Source organism: Cupriavidus sp. GW823-FHT07B10, assembly GCF_058794355.1.
Genome location: NZ_JBXAGS010000022.1, coordinates 54,628 through 74,441 on the forward strand (window position 1 = coordinate 54,628; position 19,814 = coordinate 74,441).

The 19,814-nt window shown below is 58.9% G+C and carries 17 protein-coding genes; 4 read left to right on the plus strand and 13 right to left on the minus strand.

Going from position 1 to position 19,814, the window contains the following annotated elements; genetic code table 11:
* Nucleotides 1–221 precede the first annotated feature (221 nt).
* From AC1Q6V_RS30225 to AC1Q6V_RS30235, 3 genes are all read left to right on the plus strand, one after another.
* Nucleotides 222–932, plus strand: coding sequence for an AAA family ATPase (locus tag AC1Q6V_RS30225; protein ID WP_439673233.1), 711 nt, complete (start codon nt 222–224; stop codon nt 930–932).
* Entirely contained in the window at nt 929–1,279 is a 351-nt protein-coding gene (locus AC1Q6V_RS30230) for a hypothetical protein (protein WP_492344657.1), read from the plus strand. The genes AC1Q6V_RS30225 and AC1Q6V_RS30230 overlap by 4 nt, the downstream gene beginning before the upstream one ends.
* Before the next feature lie 359 nt (nt 1,280–1,638).
* Nucleotides 1,639–2,001 carry a hypothetical protein gene (locus AC1Q6V_RS30235; RefSeq protein ID WP_492344658.1) on the plus strand — a complete coding sequence of 121 codons (363 nt, stop codon included), beginning with the start codon at nt 1,639–1,641 and terminating at the stop codon, nt 1,999–2,001.
* Nucleotides 2,002–2,301: 300 nt separating this feature from the next.
* Here the strand turns inward: AC1Q6V_RS30235 and trfA are convergent, their stop codons facing one another.
* On the minus strand, nt 2,302–3,285 hold the full coding sequence (gene trfA, locus AC1Q6V_RS30240) for a plasmid replication initiator TrfA (RefSeq protein WP_492344659.1): 984 nt from the start codon (nt 3,283–3,285) through the stop codon (nt 2,302–2,304).
* 1,354 nt (nt 3,286–4,639) lie between these two features.
* Here trfA and AC1Q6V_RS30245 point away from each other — a divergent pair.
* A complete protein-coding gene (locus AC1Q6V_RS30245; RefSeq protein ID WP_492344709.1) occupies nt 4,640–4,801 on the plus strand; it encodes a zinc ribbon domain-containing protein in 162 nt (53 codons plus the stop codon).
* An 89-nt stretch (nt 4,802–4,890) separates the two neighbouring features.
* On the opposite strand, the gene AC1Q6V_RS30250 is transcribed toward AC1Q6V_RS30245, so the two are convergent.
* The 12 genes from AC1Q6V_RS30250 to AC1Q6V_RS30305 all read right to left on the minus strand — a co-directional run bounded on the left by AC1Q6V_RS30250 (nt 4,891) and on the right by AC1Q6V_RS30305 (nt 19,813).
* Nucleotides 4,891–7,788: a helicase associated domain-containing protein gene (locus AC1Q6V_RS30250; RefSeq protein WP_492344660.1), complete on the minus strand. Its 2,898-nt coding sequence runs from the start codon at nt 7,786–7,788 to the stop codon at nt 4,891–4,893.
* Nucleotides 7,789–7,806: 18 nt separating this feature from the next.
* Nucleotides 7,807–9,534: an ATP-dependent helicase gene (locus AC1Q6V_RS30255; RefSeq protein WP_492344661.1), complete on the minus strand. Its 1,728-nt coding sequence runs from the start codon at nt 9,532–9,534 to the stop codon at nt 7,807–7,809.
* 246 nt (nt 9,535–9,780) lie between these two features.
* Entirely contained in the window at nt 9,781–10,629 is an 849-nt protein-coding gene (locus AC1Q6V_RS30260) for an ATPase (protein WP_492344662.1), read from the minus strand.
* Nucleotides 10,630–10,683: 54 nt separating this feature from the next.
* Nucleotides 10,684–11,301, minus strand: coding sequence for an IncC plasmid conjugative DNA transfer DtrJ family protein (locus tag AC1Q6V_RS30265; protein WP_492344663.1), 618 nt, complete (start codon nt 11,299–11,301; stop codon nt 10,684–10,686).
* Nucleotide 11,302: 1 nt separating this feature from the next.
* Nucleotides 11,303–11,599, minus strand: coding sequence for a hypothetical protein (locus AC1Q6V_RS30270; protein WP_492344664.1), 297 nt, complete (start codon nt 11,597–11,599; stop codon nt 11,303–11,305).
* On the minus strand, nt 11,574–12,080 hold the full coding sequence (locus AC1Q6V_RS30275; protein ID WP_439672793.1) for a hypothetical protein: 507 nt from the start codon (nt 12,078–12,080) through the stop codon (nt 11,574–11,576). Before AC1Q6V_RS30275 ends, AC1Q6V_RS30270 begins: the two co-directional genes overlap by 26 nt.
* Nucleotides 12,081–12,086: 6 nt before the next feature.
* Nucleotides 12,087–13,952, minus strand: coding sequence for a conjugative transfer system coupling protein TraD (gene traD, locus AC1Q6V_RS30280; protein WP_492344665.1), 1,866 nt, complete (start codon nt 13,950–13,952; stop codon nt 12,087–12,089).
* Nucleotides 13,949–15,199, minus strand: coding sequence for a TraI domain-containing protein (locus AC1Q6V_RS30285; protein ID WP_492344666.1), 1,251 nt, complete (start codon nt 15,197–15,199; stop codon nt 13,949–13,951). The genes traD and AC1Q6V_RS30285 overlap by 4 nt, the downstream gene beginning before the upstream one ends.
* Nucleotides 15,199–16,242 (minus strand): TrbL/VirB6 family protein, encoded by a 1,044-nt coding sequence (locus AC1Q6V_RS30290; protein WP_492344667.1) that lies wholly within the window; start codon nt 16,240–16,242, stop codon nt 15,199–15,201. The genes AC1Q6V_RS30285 and AC1Q6V_RS30290 overlap by 1 nt, the downstream gene beginning before the upstream one ends.
* A 17-nt stretch (nt 16,243–16,259) precedes the next feature.
* On the minus strand, nt 16,260–17,018 hold the full coding sequence (locus AC1Q6V_RS30295) for a TrbJ/VirB5 family protein (RefSeq protein WP_492344668.1): 759 nt from the start codon (nt 17,016–17,018) through the stop codon (nt 16,260–16,262).
* Between the two features lie 15 nt (nt 17,019–17,033).
* Nucleotides 17,034–19,490 carry a VirB4 family type IV secretion system protein gene (locus AC1Q6V_RS30300; RefSeq protein ID WP_492344669.1) on the minus strand — a complete coding sequence of 819 codons (2,457 nt, stop codon included), beginning with the start codon at nt 19,488–19,490 and terminating at the stop codon, nt 17,034–17,036.
* Nucleotides 19,484–19,813, minus strand: coding sequence for a conjugal transfer protein (locus AC1Q6V_RS30305; RefSeq protein ID WP_041688752.1), 330 nt, complete (start codon nt 19,811–19,813; stop codon nt 19,484–19,486). The genes AC1Q6V_RS30300 and AC1Q6V_RS30305 overlap by 7 nt, the downstream gene beginning before the upstream one ends.
* Nucleotide 19,814 lies beyond the last annotated feature (1 nt).

Genomic DNA, 19,814 nt, shown 5'->3' on the forward strand with positions numbered 1-19,814 from the left:
ATGGAGTACTACTAGTTTTAGATAGCTGTTTGCTATCTGATTGATAGCTGCCACATAGCGTACTGGTACCAGATCGTAATGCTGGATAGCTACCAGCTACCACAAAGATACTGGATAGCCACGTAGCGACCAGATATACTATCCGCTACTTGATAGCCACCAGCTAACTCAGCCTAGCCGGTAGCTACCAGCTATCCAGTCAACGCCGGAGGAGCAACGCGATGCCAACAATTGTCTTTGTGAGCCCTAAGGGGGGTGCAGGTAAAACGACCTCGTCACTGGTGCTCGCTACTCAAATTGCCGAGCGCGGAAAGAGTGTCACGGTCATCGATGCCGATCCAAACCATCCGGTCAAGACCTGGGCGAAAGACGGCGCCGCACCAGAAGCAATGACGATCGTCTCGGACGTCACCGAAGAGGACATTGCCGAGAAGATCGACGAAGCCGCAAAGAAGTCCGCGTTTGTGATCGTAGACCTAGAGGGAACTGCAGCAACAATCGTTGCCCATGCAATCAGCGAGGCAGACTTTGTCGTTGTACCGACCCAGGGCTCCCAGTTGGATGCTGAGCAGGCGGGCAGAGCATTTCGCCTGATTCGCGCGCATGAACGCGGTATCCAGAAACACAAGCCCGATTACAACCTACCGTACGCGGTCCTCTTCACGCGCACGTCGGTAGCGATCCAGAGTCGAGATACAGCCCATATCCGGCGCACGTTCGCCGAGGCAAACATCCCGGTCTTTAAGACCGAGCTGAATGAGCGAGCCGCATACAAGGCGATGTTCTCGTACCGTCAAACGCTCTCTGGTCTCAGCCGCTCGGAAGTTTCAAACGTCGACAAAGCCATTGAAAACGCTGCAGCGTTCGCTGGGGAGATGGTCGAATTACTGCGCGCATCCAAGAGCGAAACGCGTAAGGAGGTTGCAGAATGACCCGAGCCAATCCACTTGACGCCCTTGAGGACTTCGACGTCAAACCAAGCGAAGAGAAGCCCAGGCCCGCGCGGGCCGAGATTGAACAACTGGCAAAAGCGAACGGCTTTGTAAGCCGCGATTCACGGCGCTTGGAGTCAGCAGAGGCCGCGGCAGAAAGTCGACCTGTGCGGAAGCAGCGTCGTTATACGACGGGGCGAAACCAGCAGCTGAATATCAAAGCGACCGCCGACACCATCGCGCGTTTCTATGCGCTGGCCGATTCGCTGGATATTCCAGCGGGCGCGCTCTTGGAGCGGGCTGTTGAAGCTTTGGAAGCTCGTTATATGCCAAGAAAGGATAGCTGATAGCTACTAGCTAAACGCGATCTCAAAGCCTCCTGCATTCGCATCCAAAATATCCCTGCCACCACCGGGAAAACGGCCGCTAGGGGGGCAGCTCGCTGGGCGGATCTCATGGCAAACGCCGACCGGAAGGAGTGGGGATATCAATCGGAAGCAGCGCCGGCAGCCCTCAAGCGCCATTTCGGACTGGAAGAAGCGGGGGCTGCGAGCGTCGTGGGCACAGCAGGAAACTGCGGCGGTAACCGGCACGAAGGCAAAGTGCAATGCCGATCGTTCAGCGCCCGAGTTTACTTACGTCAACGGCAATTCGCGTCATGGTCATTGATCGGGTAGGATCGACGGCTTTTCAAGGAGGCCTACACATGGCCAACAACGTCTATCCCGACACTACCCTGCAGCCCCTGCAGACCATCGACTTTATCCTCGCCAACGGGCTGCGCGTGCGCACCATGCTCAAGCCACAGCCGGACGCCAACCGCGTCCTGGTCGGGGACGTGGATTTGGACTGTACCAATGCGGGCGGCACGCGCTTGCAACCGATGGGGCGTGACTCGCTGCCTCGCACCGTGATTCAGGCGGGCGTGCTCGCCTACCAGTACGCCCAGCACGAGGCAGAGCAGCACAAGACCAAGATCGTCGAGGCGCGTCTGGAAGGCCGCGAGTTCCTGGACGTTCCCGACGTCGAAGACATCGTGGGGCGTGTTTTCCCCGTAAAGCCGGTCTGAGGTGGCAGGCCGTAGCGATGCGGCTTTCTTATTGCGCGCGCTGCACGCGAGCTAGGCGCCCGAATCGGGCCATTAGGGCGAGCAAGGTGAGAGTTTGCAGTGTGCCTAGGCTCAAAAAGGGGAGTTAAACGCCGATGTGGTCGGCACAGTCAATATTCTGTCCCAGAGGACGCGACATTGTGACCCGTGGAGAGCCGGTGGAGTCAGACACAGTGTGTGGAGTAGGAACCCGCCGAAGCGATCCGAGACAAGCATCCTCGCTTCAAATAGCGTATCTCTCGGGACGACCATACAAGCTTCTCAGATCTTCGGCAATCTCGGACGCGACCTGGTGACATAGACGAAGTCGTTCTTCAGCTCAAAGCTCTCAATAAGTCCGCTTTCTTTGAGGCGATTGAGCGCCGCTTTGAGCCGTAGTCGAAAGCCAGGCAGGGACTTCTCTTTTGCCCCGCTCAGCTCGCGATACTTCTCGACCGACAGGGGAATAGGCTCGCGGTGTGTCGAGAGAAAGGTGTGCAGCCAAAGCGCAAGGGGAGAGCGCTGACCAATCTTCTTGCGATCGGCCCACTCCATGAGCGTGAAGGAATCCTGAGTGAACAGGCCGGCGATTTTCGGTTCGAGCCAAACCTTCCACTTGCTGAGCGACTTGCCGTTGGAATCGCGCCATTCGAAGGAGCGCACAAGAGACCCCGCATAGCCTGCTTTACCACCGTCAGCCAGGACCTTCACCTGGTTCGCAGACAAACGGTCGAAGCATTCCTGCAAGTGTTTATATTCCTGTCCGTTGATAGTCCAGCCGACCTCCTTCAGGAAACTGTAGGCCGTGAACTCGACAGGCTCATCCTTGGATAGTGGCCGTTGCCGTGCAAGGTGGAAGATTGTGAGGAGGACACTCATGTCGTCCTGGCGCAATTCTTCGCCTTTGTAGATGATGTCGATGTTTGCGAGCGTCGTTACCTTCGTGCCCTTGTAATACTCGCGGTTGTTGTCTTTGGCAGCAGTGAACAGTGCTCCGCGGGCAAGCGGGTTGGGGAGACCTCGCTTTTCCTCGTTCCAAAACGGCAGCTCCAAGGGTATATGGGCGCTGACGACTCCTTTCGCGCGTCGGGTCGCTGCAGTGGACAACAGCTTTGCTGTCGCGTCTAGCAAGCCCGAAGGGGAGGAGACCCGCTTTCCTGCACCAGCTGCTCGCGCAGAACGTGCTGAACGGCCTGTGCTCTGTTCGTCGCCTGTCTCGGCGACCAGCTCGAACTCGTGCTCGTCCGGTTGTGAAGGGTGCTCCATTAGTTCCCCGCTGCAATGTCTGATGTGCATTATGGGGAGGTGTATACCGCTGTCAAGGAAGGACTATTGGTAATTCACCAATGATCCTTGATAGTTCACCAACGGTTTGGAAGAAAATCTATCATTGCGGCGTAGCCGCCACTCACGCCTATCTGGAAGCCAGGGCGGCTTGTCTGCCATATGATTAAAGGTATACATTAAGATCTTGATTAGGGACGCCGATTTGTCCTTAAAAAACAGATAGTTAGGTCTGTGGATAGTTGGCGAATAACCAATAGCAACATAGCTGAGTTGCTATTGATAGTTCGCCTATGTCGCTATTGGTGGATCGGCGATTGACCATTGGCGACTCGCCGATTTGCTATTGATAGTTCACCCATGCTGTGAGTTATCCACATCCTGTCGGGGCGGGAACGGCATTTACGTGCCTTGCGCCGGCTTTCGCGCCGGCATTATGCGAGATGTTCAATGCTCTCATCGATGCAATTACGTGAGCGTTCACTTTCGCTAGATGCATTTCTAGCAAAGCCTCTTTGAGGACATCTACCATCAACGCATCGGTCTAATATCAAAAGACGCGCTGAAAACGTGAGCTTTCAACGGACGAGCCGCCTGAGCTTTCCGTTAGTCCGCAAAAAGTGACGCATGCAGCATTGTTTCGGCATCAGGTTTGATAGTTGACCAATGAAAATGCTGGAAAGCTTGATAGTTCACCGATGCTTGCTGACGAGCGACTTGATGGTTCACCAACGGTGAACTCCGCGGTCGAACCTATGGTAATTCGCCAATGGGATGGGTCGGAGTAGGGCGGTTGCAGGCCGCGCTTCTGCCACACCACTCGCATGAGGTTCTGCAACAGGGCGGTTCCAGAATTTGACTTGACTTAAGTCGGCGACTCACTGTGAACGCCACGCTCGCGGCCGGTAGCTGCCTCCGCCGGCCACATCGAGGCTTTGGCGACGGCCACAAGCCGAGATTTCGGTTCGGTTCGTGTGGATCGCGAGGGGTGACCTAACGGGACACCCAGCCTGTTATTCAGATACTCCCGCATTCTGACCAGGGCAGGCCATAGGCGAACTATCAAAAGGACGTGCGGGCGCCTCGCGTTGCCTGGCCCCATAGTAGGTATCTCTGCTGCTGTATTACGGCGGCAGAATGCCCGGGGAATCACTGGAATCCCGTCTTATGTCACCAGGCGGTAACTCGTCTGATGCGCGAAGTCCTGTGTTTGGCTTTGCGCCAGCCCGACGAGCCTCTTACCCGGCGCGCCATCTTGAGTTGCCAGCGCTGGCGGGCGCGCTCCTTCTTCTGAATCCGTTGCTGTCGACTCAAGGTCGATGAATTGCCGTTGTCGGTGCGTGAGTGGACGTGCCCGGCGTGCGGTACGACCCACGACCGCGACGGGAACGCCGCAGTGAACCTAGAGGTTATGGCCGTGAGTTCCACGGTGTCAGTCTGTGGAGAGGAAGGCTCTGGCCGCCGTCGCAAGACGGCGGCGAAACCGGCCCCTCGGTGAAGCTGAAAGTCAGCTTCGTTCAAGTGTGAGCAAGAATGAGCAAGTCTGCCGGAACGGGGACAGCCCACCTCCGACGATGGCCGCGACGCTCATTCTCCAAGGGCCACGGCTTTTCGCAGAAGATTGCGCCGGGACCGGCGACCAATCCACAGATCTGGCCGAGCGTCAGAGAACGAGGTTTCCGACGCGCATACATAGCGATTCTCAGGAGCAGGTGCCCAGATCACCGGCCCGGAACTGGTGGCGCCCACGACAATGGCCGCGGATACGATTTCGGCCACAGGCGCGATCCCACGTGGAGAGTTATGGTCAGCCGGCAGTTTCTCGACAGTCCGCTTGGTCCTCGTGCGCGGGCCACGCACATTGACCTCCGGCGACGCTCCGGCAGCGGCGAGGAGTTCCACGCGATTCTTTTCCAGCGTGCCTTTCCTCCACCTGTCTCGCTGCACGTGCAGCCACATTCCGAGTGCGAACCCGTCATCGCTTGAAAAAGCCATAGGAGGCAACAGGCCTCGGTGAGCCTGCTGGTAGGCATGTAGACGCTCTAGGGCCTTGAGCCACGCAGCATCGTGCCGCTCTTTCCTCACGTCCCAGCGCATGCCAATACCCTCAAGGCGCTTCACCTTCGCGGCGTCCAACTCTCCCTTCCCGTAGAGCTTTCGCTGGGTGCCTATCCAATTGCCTAGCTTGTAGTCCCTCGCACCGTCGCGGGGCAAGGTAGAATGCTTTGGGGCGTTGCAATCGCCGTGAAAGCTGGCCCATGCCTTGGCAGCGGCGAAGCCTTCTTCCCACTGGGAATCTCGATAATTCCACTGCATGCCAATACTGTCGAGGCGCAGCTGCCTCTCGATGGGAAGCGTGCCCTTAGCTTGCGCCAATCGAAGGGATGAAATCCAGGCGCCCAACGGGTATCCATTCGAGAGAATCGTTCTCTGCGGAGCATTGCAATGACCGTGCTCCTCGGCCCAGGAGGCAGCCGCGAGAAAGCCTTTCTCAAATGCATCGCCCAACGGATCCCATGAGAAGCCGGCGTTGGTCAGCTTCGCTACCTTGTCGGCCGCAAGACGGCCACTCCGGCGGTGCCGCCGCTGTACGGTCGCCCATAGCCCAAGATCGATCGTTAGCTGCTCGTCATCCGAAGTCGCCCCAACCGGAACTACACCGTTGTCGTTGGCATCGATCCAACGGATAACCGCATCGCAAGTCGAATGCCATTTGGTGTCAGTCGGCTTCCAATCGATGCCGATGGACTCCAGACGCTTCGCACGCTCCATGGACATGCGACCTTTATTTCGATAGTCACGCTGACCTGCAATCCAGCGACCCAGCGGGAAGCCACTGGTCGAACTCTGCGGCCAGAGTTCATGTCCAGCAGCATTACAGTCACCACACCGCTCAAAGCGCTGCCGCGCAAGTTCGAACACAGCCTCCCAGGAGTCAGAAAGATCATGGACCAGAAGGGGGCGCAGAATGTCAGCAATCTCTCTCGTGTGCTTGCCACCAACGATAGCCACCTTGGCCAGTGGATCAAAAGCACCGCCGGCCTTGCCAGCGAGCGACGACGCTTTCGCAATGTTCAGTCCCGCGGCAAATTCTTCGTCATGCGCTCTCAACGCGGCGAGGACGCGCCAAATGGAACGAAAATCGGTGCTTTTGGCAACTTCCTCCGGCGACTCGCCTTCCCCAACGAGGATCGGCAACACGACAGTGCCCACGGACTTGCCAGAACTCACACGCAAGGCCCGACCTAGCGCCTGCGCGATGTCGATCTCGCTTGTTCGAGGGTCGACGAACACAATGCCGTCGACGCTTGGAACGTCAACGCCCTCAGTCAGACACCGAGCATTCGTGATGAGCCGATGCTCGGAATGAGGAGCCGAAGCCAATTGAGACAGAATCGCCCGGCGCTGATGCGCCTTCATCTTGCCGGAGACGAAAGACGCATGCACCCTAACCTGGGACTTTCCGATGGACCGCATAGCGTCAGCAACGGCGCCAATGTCTCGCTGGAAGCGAGCTGCCTTACTCAAGGAATGATGAAATGTGATTACCTTCCTCAGTCCGAATTCTCCTAGAGCCTTAACCACGCCAACTAGGCCGGCCTCCAAAAGCTTGTCCGATTCGGCCGCAGGCCTTTGTCTTCCGTCCTGTTCAACGACCGTCCGAAGGTCTTCACTGTTTGACAGAACGACGACGACTTGATAGTCGCACAGCAAGCCAAGGTCAATCGCACGCCGAAAGGGAAGCGTATGGAAGCGCGGCCCGAATACGGTTTCATTGTCCATATCGACAATGCCCGATGCTTTCGCGCCATCATGAGTTGCGTTTCCGCGCACCCGAGGGGTGGCTGTGACGAAGAGTCGTTTGCGTGCGCGAATGCGGTTGCCATCTAGGACGACAGCGAATGGCGATCGTGCATCTCCAGCACAACGGTGCGCCTCGTCGCATACCATCAGATCGAAGTCCGGAGCGCCAGCCAGTGCCTGCGCAGCAGCTATCACCCGTGCCGAGTGGTAGGTCGAAAACACAACCCGAGGTCCGGAAAGCCCAATAAATCGGCTGACTTCATTGCTTTCTGTGGTTACCGCCAGCCCACACCTTTGAAGAGAATCAACGCTGATGTCATCGGTTTGCTCACCGCGAGATATGTTCTCGTCGGAACAGACGCACAGGGCGTCAAGACCACTGGAGTCGGCAACGTTCTCGCGCCAAGAGAGCGCAAACTGCTCCACGAGGGAAATTGAGGGCAGGAAGACTACAGTTAGTCTCGCTTTCAACGCCTCGGCTATCCACAGAGCCGTAAGCGTCTTGCCGGTTCCGCAGGCCATAATAAGCTGGCCGCGGTCGTGGTCCTTGAATCCCTGCAGCACATCAATGATGGCTTCGTGCTGATGGGGTCGTGGTGCGAGTCTCATTGTCGTTGAAGGAGGTGTTGCATACACCTGAAAAGCTAGCTCTGATAGGGCGAAGTCAAGTTCTGACGGCAAGGCGACGAAAATCTTTAGCTATGCCAGCCCGGCCTCGATGACGAAGCGTGATGTCGGATTCTTCTTTGCTGTTGAAAGGACCATGGTGCGACGGGCACGCGTAATCCCGACATAAAAGAGCCGTCGCTCTTCTGCCTCGGTGCTTCCGTCATCGGGAATGACGCTCTCCTCGAGCCGAATCAGGGCTGTATGGTCCCATTCCAGGCCCTTGCTGGAATGAAAGGTGGTTAGAACCACGGCGTCGTCTGCTGGCTCGTTGTTGCTGCGCCGTAGAAAATCGAGACGGTCTGAGAATGGACCATTCAATCTGGAAAGAACATCGTAGGTGGTGTTGATGGAGCGCTTGCCCTGGTCAGACTTGGCACACTTCAGCATCCATTCATGCACACCATCAAGAACAAGTGCATGGAACTGGCGCACGCAGAGCGCGCGCCATTCTGCCATCTTCTTATTCAACTCCAAATACTTCTCAGCGGCATCCTCAGCGACGCCAGCCGCTACAAGATCCTTCTTCTTCGCTCCCTCAGCGTCCTTGCCAGACGAGAGTTTCCTATGGAGCGCCTGGAGATCTGTCGCACCAATACCGGAGAAGCCTAGAAGGGAGTCAAGCCCGCTGGCTTTGGTCTGTTGAATCAGTTCGAGCAGGTTTCCCATTAGCGCTGATTCGGGGCGGTCGAGAATCGATCGTCCCGCAGCACGGTGGTACTTGACTCCATGCGAACGGCAGACAGCTTCTATGGGATCAAGAATTCGATTGGTGCGAGCTAGGATTGCCGCCGATTTTCCTGAGCGAATCGCGGCGGTCATCGCTTCAACTGCGGCAACGCCTTCCTTGTACTCATCATCGTAGCGCTGGAAGTCGACAGTACCACCGGGCCCTTTGTGAGAAATGAGTTCTTTCGTGATCCGCTCACGGTTGTTCCGAATCACCTTGTCGGCGACGGATAGGATCTCGGAATGGGATCGGTAGTTGATGCCTAGGACAATTTGGCGAGCGTTAAACTCTCTTGCGAAGGCTTCCATTCCTCTAAATCCGAGAGCAGCTCTAAAGCCAAAAATCGTCTGATCGTCGTCAGAGACAAGCGTGGTCGTTGCGCCAGCTCGCGCATGGATGGCCGTCCACAACGCTTGCAACGAATCGCAATCTTGGTACTCGTCGACGAGAAGCACATCGACACCGTATGGCTTGATGGCTCCGCGCTGCATACCATCAACGGCATGCCGCATCAGGTCCTGAAAGTCCAGTCGGCCATTGCGTTCCAAGGCCTCCTGATACGCAGCAAGAAGCTGACCTTCGAGGCCGTCCATCGCAGGCATACTCAACTCAGTCTTTAGGCGTTCGACCACCGCGATAGCTTCGTCGAGCTTCCAATCGAAGCCGCTCTCCTGGAGAACTTGCGCAATCAGGGCGGCACGGTCTCCGTCTGAAGCGATATCTAGCCGCTTGCCTGCCGCCGAAGTAAGCTGCTTGTATGCAAGCGAATGAAAAGTCCCGGCAATCAATCGCTTCTTCGCACCTGGCCCCGCTAGCGAGAGAATTCGGTCCCTCAACTCGACCGCCGCGTCCTTGCTGAACGTCACAGCGCCCACGGTCAATTTTGGGTCGCCCAGAAGCACCGCGGCCTTCGCCGCGATGGTTGCGGTCTTGCCGGCACCGGGAACAGCCACAGCAACACAGTGCTCCCGGCAGTCCACGACTTCCCGTTGGGACGGATTGAGTCTTTCGAGTACTTCAGCTAGAGACATGGCCCAACACAGCTCGAGTATTTGCAAAGTGCCACCGAATGCCACTTTGGCGATCGTGGACGGACTTGCTGGTAGAAGGACGCCGAAAGAGACACCATGTGGCAGGAGATGCCACGTGAACCAATTCGCTTTGACTGCGGATCAGCCGAAGGAATTGGCACGCCGTGTCACTTGGAGGCAGATGCCGGCACTGGGGCGCCGCATCTGCCTGTAGCCCTTATCAAGACGCAACAGATGAGACTGGCTTCAGATGCCACGGACAGTCGTCATGAGCTTCAAGTGGGTCGTGTAGCTGCGCAGGCCCAGCGGCTGGAATTTGCGCAGGAAGCGAGTTACTTCGTCGTTGACGTCGCTCTGATCACGGATGCCGTTCCAGACCATAAAGTCGAACTGGTCCATGGTCTGATCGAACTTGATCAGAACCTGCAGGGCGCGCACCGAGAAGCGCGAGTACGCCTGGACCTCGAGAGCAAGGGAGGGGCGCTGGATCGTCGGCACGAACACGATCTCGTCCTTTGCCCGCATTTCCTGTTCCCGTTGCTCGCGGTAGGCTTTCGCCACACGCAGCTGCTCGTCCACATAATCCTCGATCTTCGAGAGCTCACGTTCGAGGTAGTTCTCGAGCGTCGACAGTTCGCTGCGCGAGAAGGTGGCAGCGCCGAAACGCTGCAGATTCAGCGACATGCGGTTCATGTACGGCCACCATTGCTCGAAGAGCGGGCGCAGGCGCGTGTGATTGAGCTTGAGCGCCACAGGAACAACTGCCGCGCCGGCGAGCTCGCGATTAAGGATCAGCAGGCCGAGTTCACGACGACGGCGAACGATCGCCTGGCGGTCCTCGGGCGTCAGGTCACGGAACAACTTGCGAGTACGTTCCACTTGGGCCTTGCGCTCCTCATGGTCCGCTGTCGAGATCAGACCCTCGTTGCGCAGTACATCTGCGGACTGCTCCATCTCCGCGAGCTCTGTCTCGACATCGCCGGAGCTATCGATCGAGCCAAGCGTGGTGGGCGCTTCGGCGAGCAGTGCAACGGCGTCGGTCGGACCAACTTCCTGAAGCGGCGCATCTGCAGGGGTCAGATCGGTCGTGGTCATAATTTCTCCTTTGGGAGGCCGGACACCCGGCCTTGTTAGTCGCTGCGGAGTCGGCTACTTGCCGACGTGGAATGACGCTGCAAGGCGCCAGCAGAGCAAGCCGACCAGGCAGACCCCGAAGGTCCACCAGGTCGCCAGCATGGGAAGAGGTAAGAGCAGGGCGGACGCGCCGAAGCCAAAGCAGAGCATCAAGCCGTGTGCCGCCACATGGAAGGACACCGGATTGGCAAAGCCGGCGCCCGCGGCGCGGATCTTCCGCGACACGGTTCCATCATTGAACAGCGCAAGGAACAGCACGATTGCGCCAACGAGCCAATAATGGCCGACAGCTGCGCGATACAGTGCGCGGTAGATCGTTAGCCAGAAGTGCTGCATCCAGCTTCTACCGAAGGCAGACGCGCCGCCATCGGAAAAGCCGGTCTGGGCGTCAGAGCCAGAGAACGACGACTTGACGACGCCGCTCTCGATGAACCATTGGTGAAAGCGGGCGTTGGACAGTGTCACGGCGACGTCGGCCTTTTCCCGGCCTAGCACGCGCTCAACCGAGGCCTGTTCCGCCTCACTGATTTCGAAGGCGCTTTCGTCCTGGATGAACGGAGCGAGCGTGCAGATCATCAGCGGCGAAAAGATCAGCCACAGGCGGACGTGCGACGCGAATCGGCTATTTGCCATGTCAGCTCCATCGCAGGGCGAGCAATACCGGTAGGCTCAGGAAAGCGACCAACGCGCCCCAGAAGACAGCCGGCTTCACCACGGAGATCTTGATGAGCGCAAAGCACGCTGCCGCCGCTCCAGTGGTGAAGGCTAGCGGCATTGCCGGCGCGCCCGGAGGCGGAGCCGTCAGCCATTCATGCATGTGCAGGGCAAGCGCCGGGTCGACACCGCAAAGCTTGGCAGCCATGCGCGCCGGAGCCTGCTTGAGGCGGATCGCAAGGCGGCGTGCGTCATTGTGCAAAGTTGCCAGCGACATCGTAGTTCTCGAAGTAGCGGGTAAAGGTGTAGCCCGTCAGCACGCGGGCGGCGAGCTGAAACGCAGCGCAGCGTTGGGTGATTGCGCCTGGCGCCGGCTCGTCGACGACCCGGCAGACATAGCCTTCGGGCTGGCGCTGCTCGAACGCCGGAATGGACTCGTGAAACGGATACCAGACATTGTATTTCTCGCCTTTGAATGCCGCGTACCGCTTGCCATAGAGTTCATGCGCGCGGGAGAACAGGCCCTTCATGAACGCCACATTAGGGTCGCCATGCTTGCGCGCGGCACGCCAGGCGGTGATGCCGTCGGCCAGCATTTCCTTGACGAGGGGCTCCTCGCGGACGCGGAAATTGACGCCGATGTAGTCGACCACACGCGTGCAAATGTCATCGAGGTCCGGCGAAAGGGAGAACACCGGCGAAAGCTTCGCCGAGAGCTTGTAATCCTTGACGATTTGACGGAACAGGCTGCTGCGCATTGGTGTTTAGTCTTTGATGATGGGAATTCGGCCCTGGTAGACAGCGCCCCCAGAGATTCGCAGAAAGTACTGCAGGTTCGGCAGTTGCATGACAAGGTCGTGCGGAATCAGTGGTACCTTCTCAAGCTGGGCCGAACGGGACACCGACCCGCTGAACTCGCCGATGTGGGCCTCTGTTCCGGTGCTGGTGCTGCTCGACACGACCAGGTTGCGGATAGCGGTGGTACCGGCCTTTTCGGAGAACCATTGCGCCGTGTCGATGTCTTCCAATCGTAAGACGATCTGGTTGTTCAAATTGCCCAAAACCTGCTGCATTTTGGCCACGTTTCCAAGCTTGGCCGTGAAGTCCGAGCGGGTCTGGTAGGCAACGAAAGCCTTGAAGCCGGCACCGCGGCCCTTGTTCAGCAGCTGGAGCAATTGCTCGTTGATGGCCTCGGCGGCTTCGTCGACCACCAGGACGATCTCGGGCGGCTTGGCGTAGAAGTTGTAAATCGCGCCCGCGACAGAAGCGATGTCTGCCAGCAGCATCGACATGACAGCCTGTGCCACCATCGAATTGGAAAGGGAGTCCGCCCCAACGTAGAGAACCGCCTTCTGCTTGATGACCTTGTCGATATCCCAGATCTCGCGGTCGTCCTCAAAGTCGTCGGCCTTTGGTGCCAGCATTAGACCTGTCTCGCCCGTGGCGAGCATCTGCAGCAGGGGCAGGGCGGATGCAATGATCCGGCCATAGTGGTCGCGGTCGTGTTGATAGGTCGAGATGAGGCCGTCGATCGCTTCATGCCCGTTGCCGAGCTTGGAGAATCGGTCGATGTACAGGCTGACCATGGCGTCCAGGCGGGTGCCGCCCGCCTTCTGCGCAACCTTCTGCATGTACCCCGTGGCTTCCTCTTCCCAATCGAGCTTCCCGGCTTCAGGGAAGAAGCGCTCCAGCCCGCGCTCGAGAAGATTGTTGATGCCGTTCTGTGCGTACTGCAGGATCGATCGCAGGTTCGGCTTGTCGCCGACATAGAGCTCGCCCTTCACGGCGCGGTCGATGAACAGAAAGGCGAACTGGCGGAAAGGGCCTTCCTCCATCAGTTGGGCGATACGCGTTGGGATTTCCGATGGCTGCGACCAGTTTTCCAGCGGATTCAACCGGATAGACTGCGATGGTGCGGCCTGTTTCCAGTACAGGAACTTGCGGCCGGTCCGCTCGCATTCGCGCTTGCACCTAGCGCCCCAGTCAGGATCATTCTTGGGATCAATCGCGATCAAAATGTCATTTGAATTGTGAATGACCTGTGTCGAGATGAGTTCGAATGTCCGTGTCTTACCTGAACCGGTCGTACCGCTGATTGATGTGTGGCCGCCCATCGCCTTGTAGTGGAAGGGGATGGGGATGCGCTGCGATTCCATACCACCGATCCAGGATTTTCCCTGCGGCGATCGGTCGACGATGCTGTTCTCTGGGGCGAACAGCTTCTCGATAGCCTTGACCGTTTCCTTTGGCAGCCATTTGGGCAGGCCCGGGATGTCGCTCGATGGCATGCGCAGGATGTCGTGGGCGATCTGACAATGCTTCTGCGACCATTCGTATCCGGTACCCAAATACATGGCGTCGTCGTCCTTGTCATCCGAGCGCAACTTGCGGCTCTGTGTCAGGAGATCATCGATCCCGATGAGGGTCAGCCATTTCGTGGAGATGGAAAGACGAAACCTGAGCGCGCGCCACACCTGGCTGGAGCGAAAGAGAAGGAATGCCAGGCCACCCAGCGCAAAGTAGCCACTGTTGGGCATGCCACTCACCAGAAGCAGCAAGACAGCCAACGCCCAACCGACGACTGCGCGGAACTCGTAGATGGGGCGAAAGTGATTAATGTACTGGTTCATGCGGCCTCGGAGGCAGGCAAGATCAGGTTTCCAACCTCGTTGACCAGCAGGATGTCTTGCCCCACGATCTTGTAGAGATGCTTGAACTTGCGCAGATTTTCGATGAGCGTCTCGGAGGCAATGCCGTAGTTGCCCAGCGAGCGCTTGCTGATGGCAACCTTTCCCTCAACGCGGGTTACTTTCGTCTTGCCGGCGGCCGCGTCCTGGGAGAGCGCCTTGAAGAATTCGCGCATGAGGTTCGAGGTGCCTGCAATTGCCTTGAACGGATCCTCGGCCGGTGGTTCTTTGCGCAAGGATCGGGCACCGTCGAGTTGTACGGCGTTAGGCGACGCACGGTGCTGCCCGCTTGCATCGCTGCCTGCCAGATGGTTTCCGGCTTGGGAGGTTGAATCCGCTTCAGCCGTTACCATCGGCTGCTCCACTTCGGCCGTAGCCGCCGCCGCCGATGCCGGAACCGGCACCGCGTCCGCACTCGCCTGCGCGGGCGGCGTCGACGCGCAGGTGATGGCATCAGCAGCCAGCGTCTGCGCTGGCGGGGCAGGCGTTGTGTCCGGGGAAAAGGCCGCCCGACGGGCCTTTAACTCGAACTGGGTGACGGTCTCGATGGCCTGACGCACCACCTTGTGCAGCAGCGTCTCCAGGCCGGCTGGCCGTGGATCTGGGTTGATGGCGCCGAACAGATCGGTCAGCACCTGGCTGTCAATTGCGCCCAAGCGCTCAGCCCCCAGGATTTCCCGTGCTAGCAGTGCCGTGCGCATCCGCTCGCTCGGCAGAGGTGCCTCACGACGGGTGACCCGGTAGGTGTCATCGCCAAGCCAGATGCCAAAGGCGCCGTGGGCGGCAGGAACCCATTCCGCTCCGTCGCGCTGCCGGTGAAACTGGAAGTGGCGGCAAGGCTCGTCGAGCCGCGAACAGCACGCTGCGAGGAACAGCGCATACAGGTACTGAGGCTCAAGCCGCCGGCGTCGCTCGGAGGTTTGGTCTGCGGCGAATTTTTGGGCGCCGGACAGCCGCATGGCGAAGTACGCGGCTTCGACCGTCGCGCGGAACGCGCCCCCCGGCTCGGCGTGCTCGGTCGGCCGAAGTGGCATGCTGGAGAACCACGCGGCGCAGCGATCTAGAACGCTGAGCCACTTGGTACGGAAGTCGCCCTCATTCGATTCGTTGGCATACTGTCGAACCAACGCAAGGCGGCTGTCGTGGGATGCCAGCAAAGCCGGTGGAGTTAGGTGGTGATGGACCGTCATCACTTGCCCTTCTTGGCCAGGAACCCGCCGATGCCGCTAGCGGCTTTCATGCCCAGACGCCCGGCAGCACCCCCGCTCAGCCCGCCACCGGACCCGAAGATTGCGCCCGCCATCTTGGGGATCTCCAGCGCGACAAGCAGCATGAAAATCGCGACGCCGAGCGCATAGGCAGCGCCCGCAAGGGACTGGGTGCCGATGTCAGTCTGATCGACCATGGTGGAAGTGAAAGCGCTGGAGACGAGTCGCGCCATGACAGAGGCAACGACCGTGTACATCGAGGCGCTAATCATGAAATCGAGCCAGGAGAAGAAGAATCGGCGCGAGTAATCCGAGAATGCGAGCGCTACAGCGAGAGGGCCCACGACGATGCCGACGGCGGCCTGCACCTCCCCTAAAGCGATGAAGAAGCTGTAGAGCAGCGCTGCAACCGCACAGACCACAAATGTAATGATGAGGACGATCCCGGAAAGGGCTACGCTAAGTATGGAGAGACCGCTTGCCGCGTCCATAGCCTTGTTGTAGGTGTCCAGGAAGCCGGCGCCTACCGAGATGAGCGTCAAGGCCGGATTGCTGGAGCGAGTACCGGCGATCTTGTCGCCGAGCATTTTGAACCAGTCGAAAATTCCCGGTGCGAACTTGTCGTACCCCAAATAGATCCCTGCGAAGATCCCCAATAGCATTAACGCCTCAAAAATGTCCGTCCACGCCGTGGTCGGATCGTTCGTTGCAGCGAATCGGATGCCGGCCAGAGTCAGCGTGATGAGTGCCAAGCCATAGGCAACCTTGTCCGTCTCCGATCGGATGGTCTGACTCAGCGGTGTAGCGCTTGCGATCAGGCCGCTGCGAAACGACTCGAACTGGCCGACCCAATTTTTGAGAGATTCTGCAATGGTCCCTTTCGGTCCGGAGAATGACGGCGGGGTCTTGGTGGATTCTTCCGCCTGGGACCCAATCATCAAGGGGGGAATCTCGGTCTGAGCGAAAGCCACGTTTGCGTGCAATAGCGCAGCAGTGACCAGTAGAATCAATAGACGCAATAGCATGGCTTCCTGGCACCCGCTCAGTCGGCTTGCAGCTTGCGAGAGAACACCCGGGCACGCAACTGCCGGAGTTCCTCATCCTGCGCAGTCGTGATCGCGCGCATAGCCTCAGCGCTTTGCGTTTCCCTTGCGACGCTCTGTTGGTCCTTATCCGCGTCCGCTTGGGCGCGCACGCTCATGAGCTGCAGCAAATCCGAGTTCTGGCTGGCAAGCACGTCCAGCATCTGATTGGTGGTTTGCGCTGCCGCCTGAGCAGTGGGCGAGAGCTTGACCTGTGCCTGAATCTTCTGGCGGCGCTGCGCGACAGATTGAGTGTTCTTGAAGATTTGCTCGCCCAGACTAAACAGGTTCTTGGCCGTCTTGTCGCCGTTGCTCAGCAGCTGGCGCTGGTCCTGGAACCATTGTTCCTTGGTCTTGCCCGAGGCCACGACCATGCTCTGGATCTTCTTCAAATAGTCGGCGTTGTCGGAGACCGTGCCATACAAGTCCTTAAGCGAGGTGCCGTAGACTTCGTACTTGCCGATGTCATCCTTGATCGCGTCCAGCTGCTCCGTCAGGGCGGCGGCGTCCAGGCCCGTGGACTGCAGAAGCTGGTTGGCCATCATCTTGTACTGGTAGGCGATGTTGGTATTCTCGTAAACCTCCGTTTTCAGCGATTGCATTGCTGTCATGGTGGTCTGAATGAGTCCCACCCAGTCGGTGACGGGCAGCGCGGCATGGGCCGAAGAAGCCCCGAAGACCGAGGTGGCGATGGCGATGTTGGCGATCCACTTCTTCACGATGATTCTCCAAAGTTATGCTGCGCGCGCGAGAATTTCGCGCACGTAGCGGTCTTGCCAGTCGGGTTCGCCCGATGCATGGTGCTTGTCGCAGATGGACTGTGCGACACCGTCCGAGCGCAGCATGGCTACCATCTCGTCGGAAAATGCCGTCTGCAGCATCCGGGTCTGGGTGTTCGTGATCAGGAGGTAGTCGCGGTTTGGCACCGCGTCAGAGATCAGCTGAACCTGATCATCGGTCAGGCCAAACTTGTCCTTGTAGAGCTCCGGGCTGGTCTTGGCCTGGCCGTTAGGCAGGTAGACCCAGTTGGCGATGTTTTCCTTGAGGATTTCGAAGTTCGCGACGCGTGCAATCTGGCGAAGAGACTGCGTCGCGGACCAGATGGAACCGTTGAGCTTGCGGATGGTGGTAATCCAATCCTCGTAGCGCCTATAGAAGCGTTCGTTCTGGAAGAAGAAGCCGCATTCCTCCACCTCGATGATCGTGTAGCGGATGCCGTCCATCGACTGGCTGATGCGGTAGAAGGCGTAGTCGGTGAACAGTACCGCTGCGCGTTCATACTTCTGGAACAGCTCGCCCATCTCGATGCACAGGTTGTCACTGACGGCGAATGCGTCTTCGGCGTGATCGAAGAAGTGACCGTACTGACCGCCCTTGAGCCAGATTTGAAGCCGCGTGCGCAGGTCGGCATGCAGCATCGTGGAGAGCGAACTGAGGGTCCAGCGTTCGCAGGGGTATCCCGCGACTAGCTTCACGGCCTCGAAGAGGTCCTGGACCTGCTGCGGCGACAGCGTGAAGTCATCGTCTTCGAGGGCGAGCGTCAGCCATTCCGTGACGTAGGTGAAGTTCGCGGGATCGGCCAGCAGCGACAAGGGATTGACCGGCGTGCTGGTCTGGAACTTGCCCGTCACGTCGATGAACGTGCCGCCACTGAGCAGCGTGGGAATGCGGGTAGACCTATCCTTGTCGAAGCGAATCCGACGCGCCTTGTGCCTGTCGCCCTGCGACACCAGGAAGTTCAGCAACACGGATTTGCCGGCACCAATTGGACCGATCACGAACAAATGACCATTGCCACCCCGCTGGTGCATGTCGACGCGCTGGATGGTTCGGTGGCGGGTTGGCAGGCAAGTGAGGGGGGGAACCTCGGCGCCGGTCTTCTCGCTCAGCCATGCGTTGAATGTAGGACCTTCCAGGACAGAACGGACGGGCGCGATGTCGGACACGGCAGGCGTTTCGACGAACTGAAGTCGCCGTTGCTTGTCCCAGCGACCGGGCAGGGTGCTGTTCCAGGCAGGCATTAGATTGGCCTTCTCGCGGATCGCCCCGAAGCCGGCGTTGGTCAATGCGCCGACCACCTCGCTGACGGCGTCCTCGCATTCACTTTCCGAATCCGCGTAGATAATCACCGAGATGTTGGCGAAGCCATGCTGCACCCCCTCGGCGGTGAGCCGTTTGAGGGCGTGACCGGCTTCCTTGGCGAGCTCCTCGCGGCCTTCGTCGTTCTCGCTTTCCTCCTTCGAGACATACTGCTTCATCATGGAGCGCAGGTTCACCGCGGCCATCTTGTAAAAGCGGCGAACCTTCTCGATGTAGGCGGTGGCGCGCGCGGTGTCCAGGAAGCGGTACATGATGCAGATGTCCAGCTCGGCATCCACCTGCAGGAGACTGTCTAGTGCCGCTTCCTGAAAGCTCATCCATTCCTTCACCGCGACCACCGCCGCATAGCGCTTGCCGTGGGCGGATTCGAACAGCAGTCGCTCGGCTCCCACCGTGACCTCGGATTCCGTCAGGTGGGTGTCGAGCAATGTGACCGGATACCGAATGCGACGCGGCGGCACGCTGGGGTTGGCAACCTGATGCAGCGCCGCATAGCTGTCTTGCATCGTGAGCCGGGTGGGCTTGATGCGCGGGATGCCGCCGGAAAACGCGTCGAGCATGGCCTCGAAGCGACGAGTATCGGCGCGCATCTTCTCGAGATCGAAGGCAAATGCACTGCGAGACAGGACCGTGTCTTTGGCGGCTTCAACGATGGCGCCGTAGACGGAGCGCCCCCCCACCGTCATGTGGTAGCCAATCTTTTCAAAGAACTTGGCGATGCCCGATTCGGGTGTATAGGCGATGCTGAGCGAGTGTGTGTTGCGGAAGTATCGGCCCGTAGTCATGTGCGTGCGGTTGAGCGCATTGAGGCGGGCGTCCGCAGCGTTACTGAATTCGCCGTCAATGAAGCCGGTGGTTCGGCGATGGGACAGGCGCCACCAGGCTGTGATCCGGTTGTCGAAGGATCGGCACGCTTGATCGAGCTGGTCACGGGCCGATGTAATGTCACTGGCATCGGCGCTATCCGCATCGACGCCGCGGAACTCGTAGGTCGCAAGAAGGGAGCCGTCCTTGTTCAGGATTAGCTCAGGGGTAAGGGACGTGAGCCACGGCACGATCTCAGCCAGCGGCCGGCGTTTGAGTTTCAGCATGGCAAGTCACTGTCAAAGCCGTACGGCCGACGGAACACCGCGTCGGACTTGCCGTGCCAGGGCACCGACTCGTACAGGTCGCCGTACATGTTGTAGACGTTGAGAATCTGGTTCCACCACGGATCTCGGCTCGTCAGCCACGCCAACAGCGCATGGGTGCAAAGGCCGATGACGAAGATCGACACCGGGATCTCCCAGCCGCTGCGGTAGGTGACATAGATCAACAGCGCGACGATGGTGCCGTTGGCGATGGCGAGGCCACGTACCGCGCCTGCGATCAGGCGAGGCATCGACAGGCCGATGCTCACATGGTGCTTTCTCATC

Excerpts from the sequence above, each read along its gene's own strand:
- trfA (WP_492344659.1), bottom strand. The coding sequence starts at position 3,285 with ATGGAGCACCCTTCACAACCGGACGAGCACGAGTTCGAGCTGGTCGCC.
- AC1Q6V_RS30235 (WP_492344658.1), top strand. The coding sequence starts at position 1,639 with ATGGCCAACAACGTCTATCCCGACACTACCCTGCAGCCCCTGCAGACC.
- AC1Q6V_RS30300 (WP_492344669.1), bottom strand. The coding sequence starts at position 19,490 with ATGCTGAAACTCAAACGCCGGCCGCTGGCTGAGATCGTGCCGTGGCTC.
- AC1Q6V_RS30225 (WP_439673233.1), top strand. The coding sequence starts at position 222 with ATGCCAACAATTGTCTTTGTGAGCCCTAAGGGGGGTGCAGGTAAAACG.
- traD (WP_492344665.1), bottom strand. The coding sequence starts at position 13,952 with ATGAACCAGTACATTAATCACTTTCGCCCCATCTACGAGTTCCGCGCA.
- AC1Q6V_RS30290 (WP_492344667.1), bottom strand. The coding sequence starts at position 16,242 with ATGCTATTGCGTCTATTGATTCTACTGGTCACTGCTGCGCTATTGCAC.
- AC1Q6V_RS30285 (WP_492344666.1), bottom strand. The coding sequence starts at position 15,199 with ATGACGGTCCATCACCACCTAACTCCACCGGCTTTGCTGGCATCCCAC.
- AC1Q6V_RS30230 (WP_492344657.1), top strand. The coding sequence starts at position 929 with ATGACCCGAGCCAATCCACTTGACGCCCTTGAGGACTTCGACGTCAAA.
- AC1Q6V_RS30305 (WP_041688752.1), bottom strand. The coding sequence starts at position 19,813 with ATGAGAAAGCACCATGTGAGCATCGGCCTGTCGATGCCTCGCCTGATC.
- AC1Q6V_RS30255 (WP_492344661.1), bottom strand. The coding sequence starts at position 9,534 with ATGTCTCTAGCTGAAGTACTCGAAAGACTCAATCCGTCCCAACGGGAA.
- AC1Q6V_RS30275 (WP_439672793.1), bottom strand. The coding sequence starts at position 12,080 with ATGCGCAGCAGCCTGTTCCGTCAAATCGTCAAGGATTACAAGCTCTCG.
- AC1Q6V_RS30265 (WP_492344663.1), bottom strand. The coding sequence starts at position 11,301 with ATGGCAAATAGCCGATTCGCGTCGCACGTCCGCCTGTGGCTGATCTTT.
- AC1Q6V_RS30270 (WP_492344664.1), bottom strand. The coding sequence starts at position 11,599 with ATGTCGCTGGCAACTTTGCACAATGACGCACGCCGCCTTGCGATCCGC.
- AC1Q6V_RS30260 (WP_492344662.1), bottom strand. The coding sequence starts at position 10,629 with ATGACCACGACCGATCTGACCCCTGCAGATGCGCCGCTTCAGGAAGTT.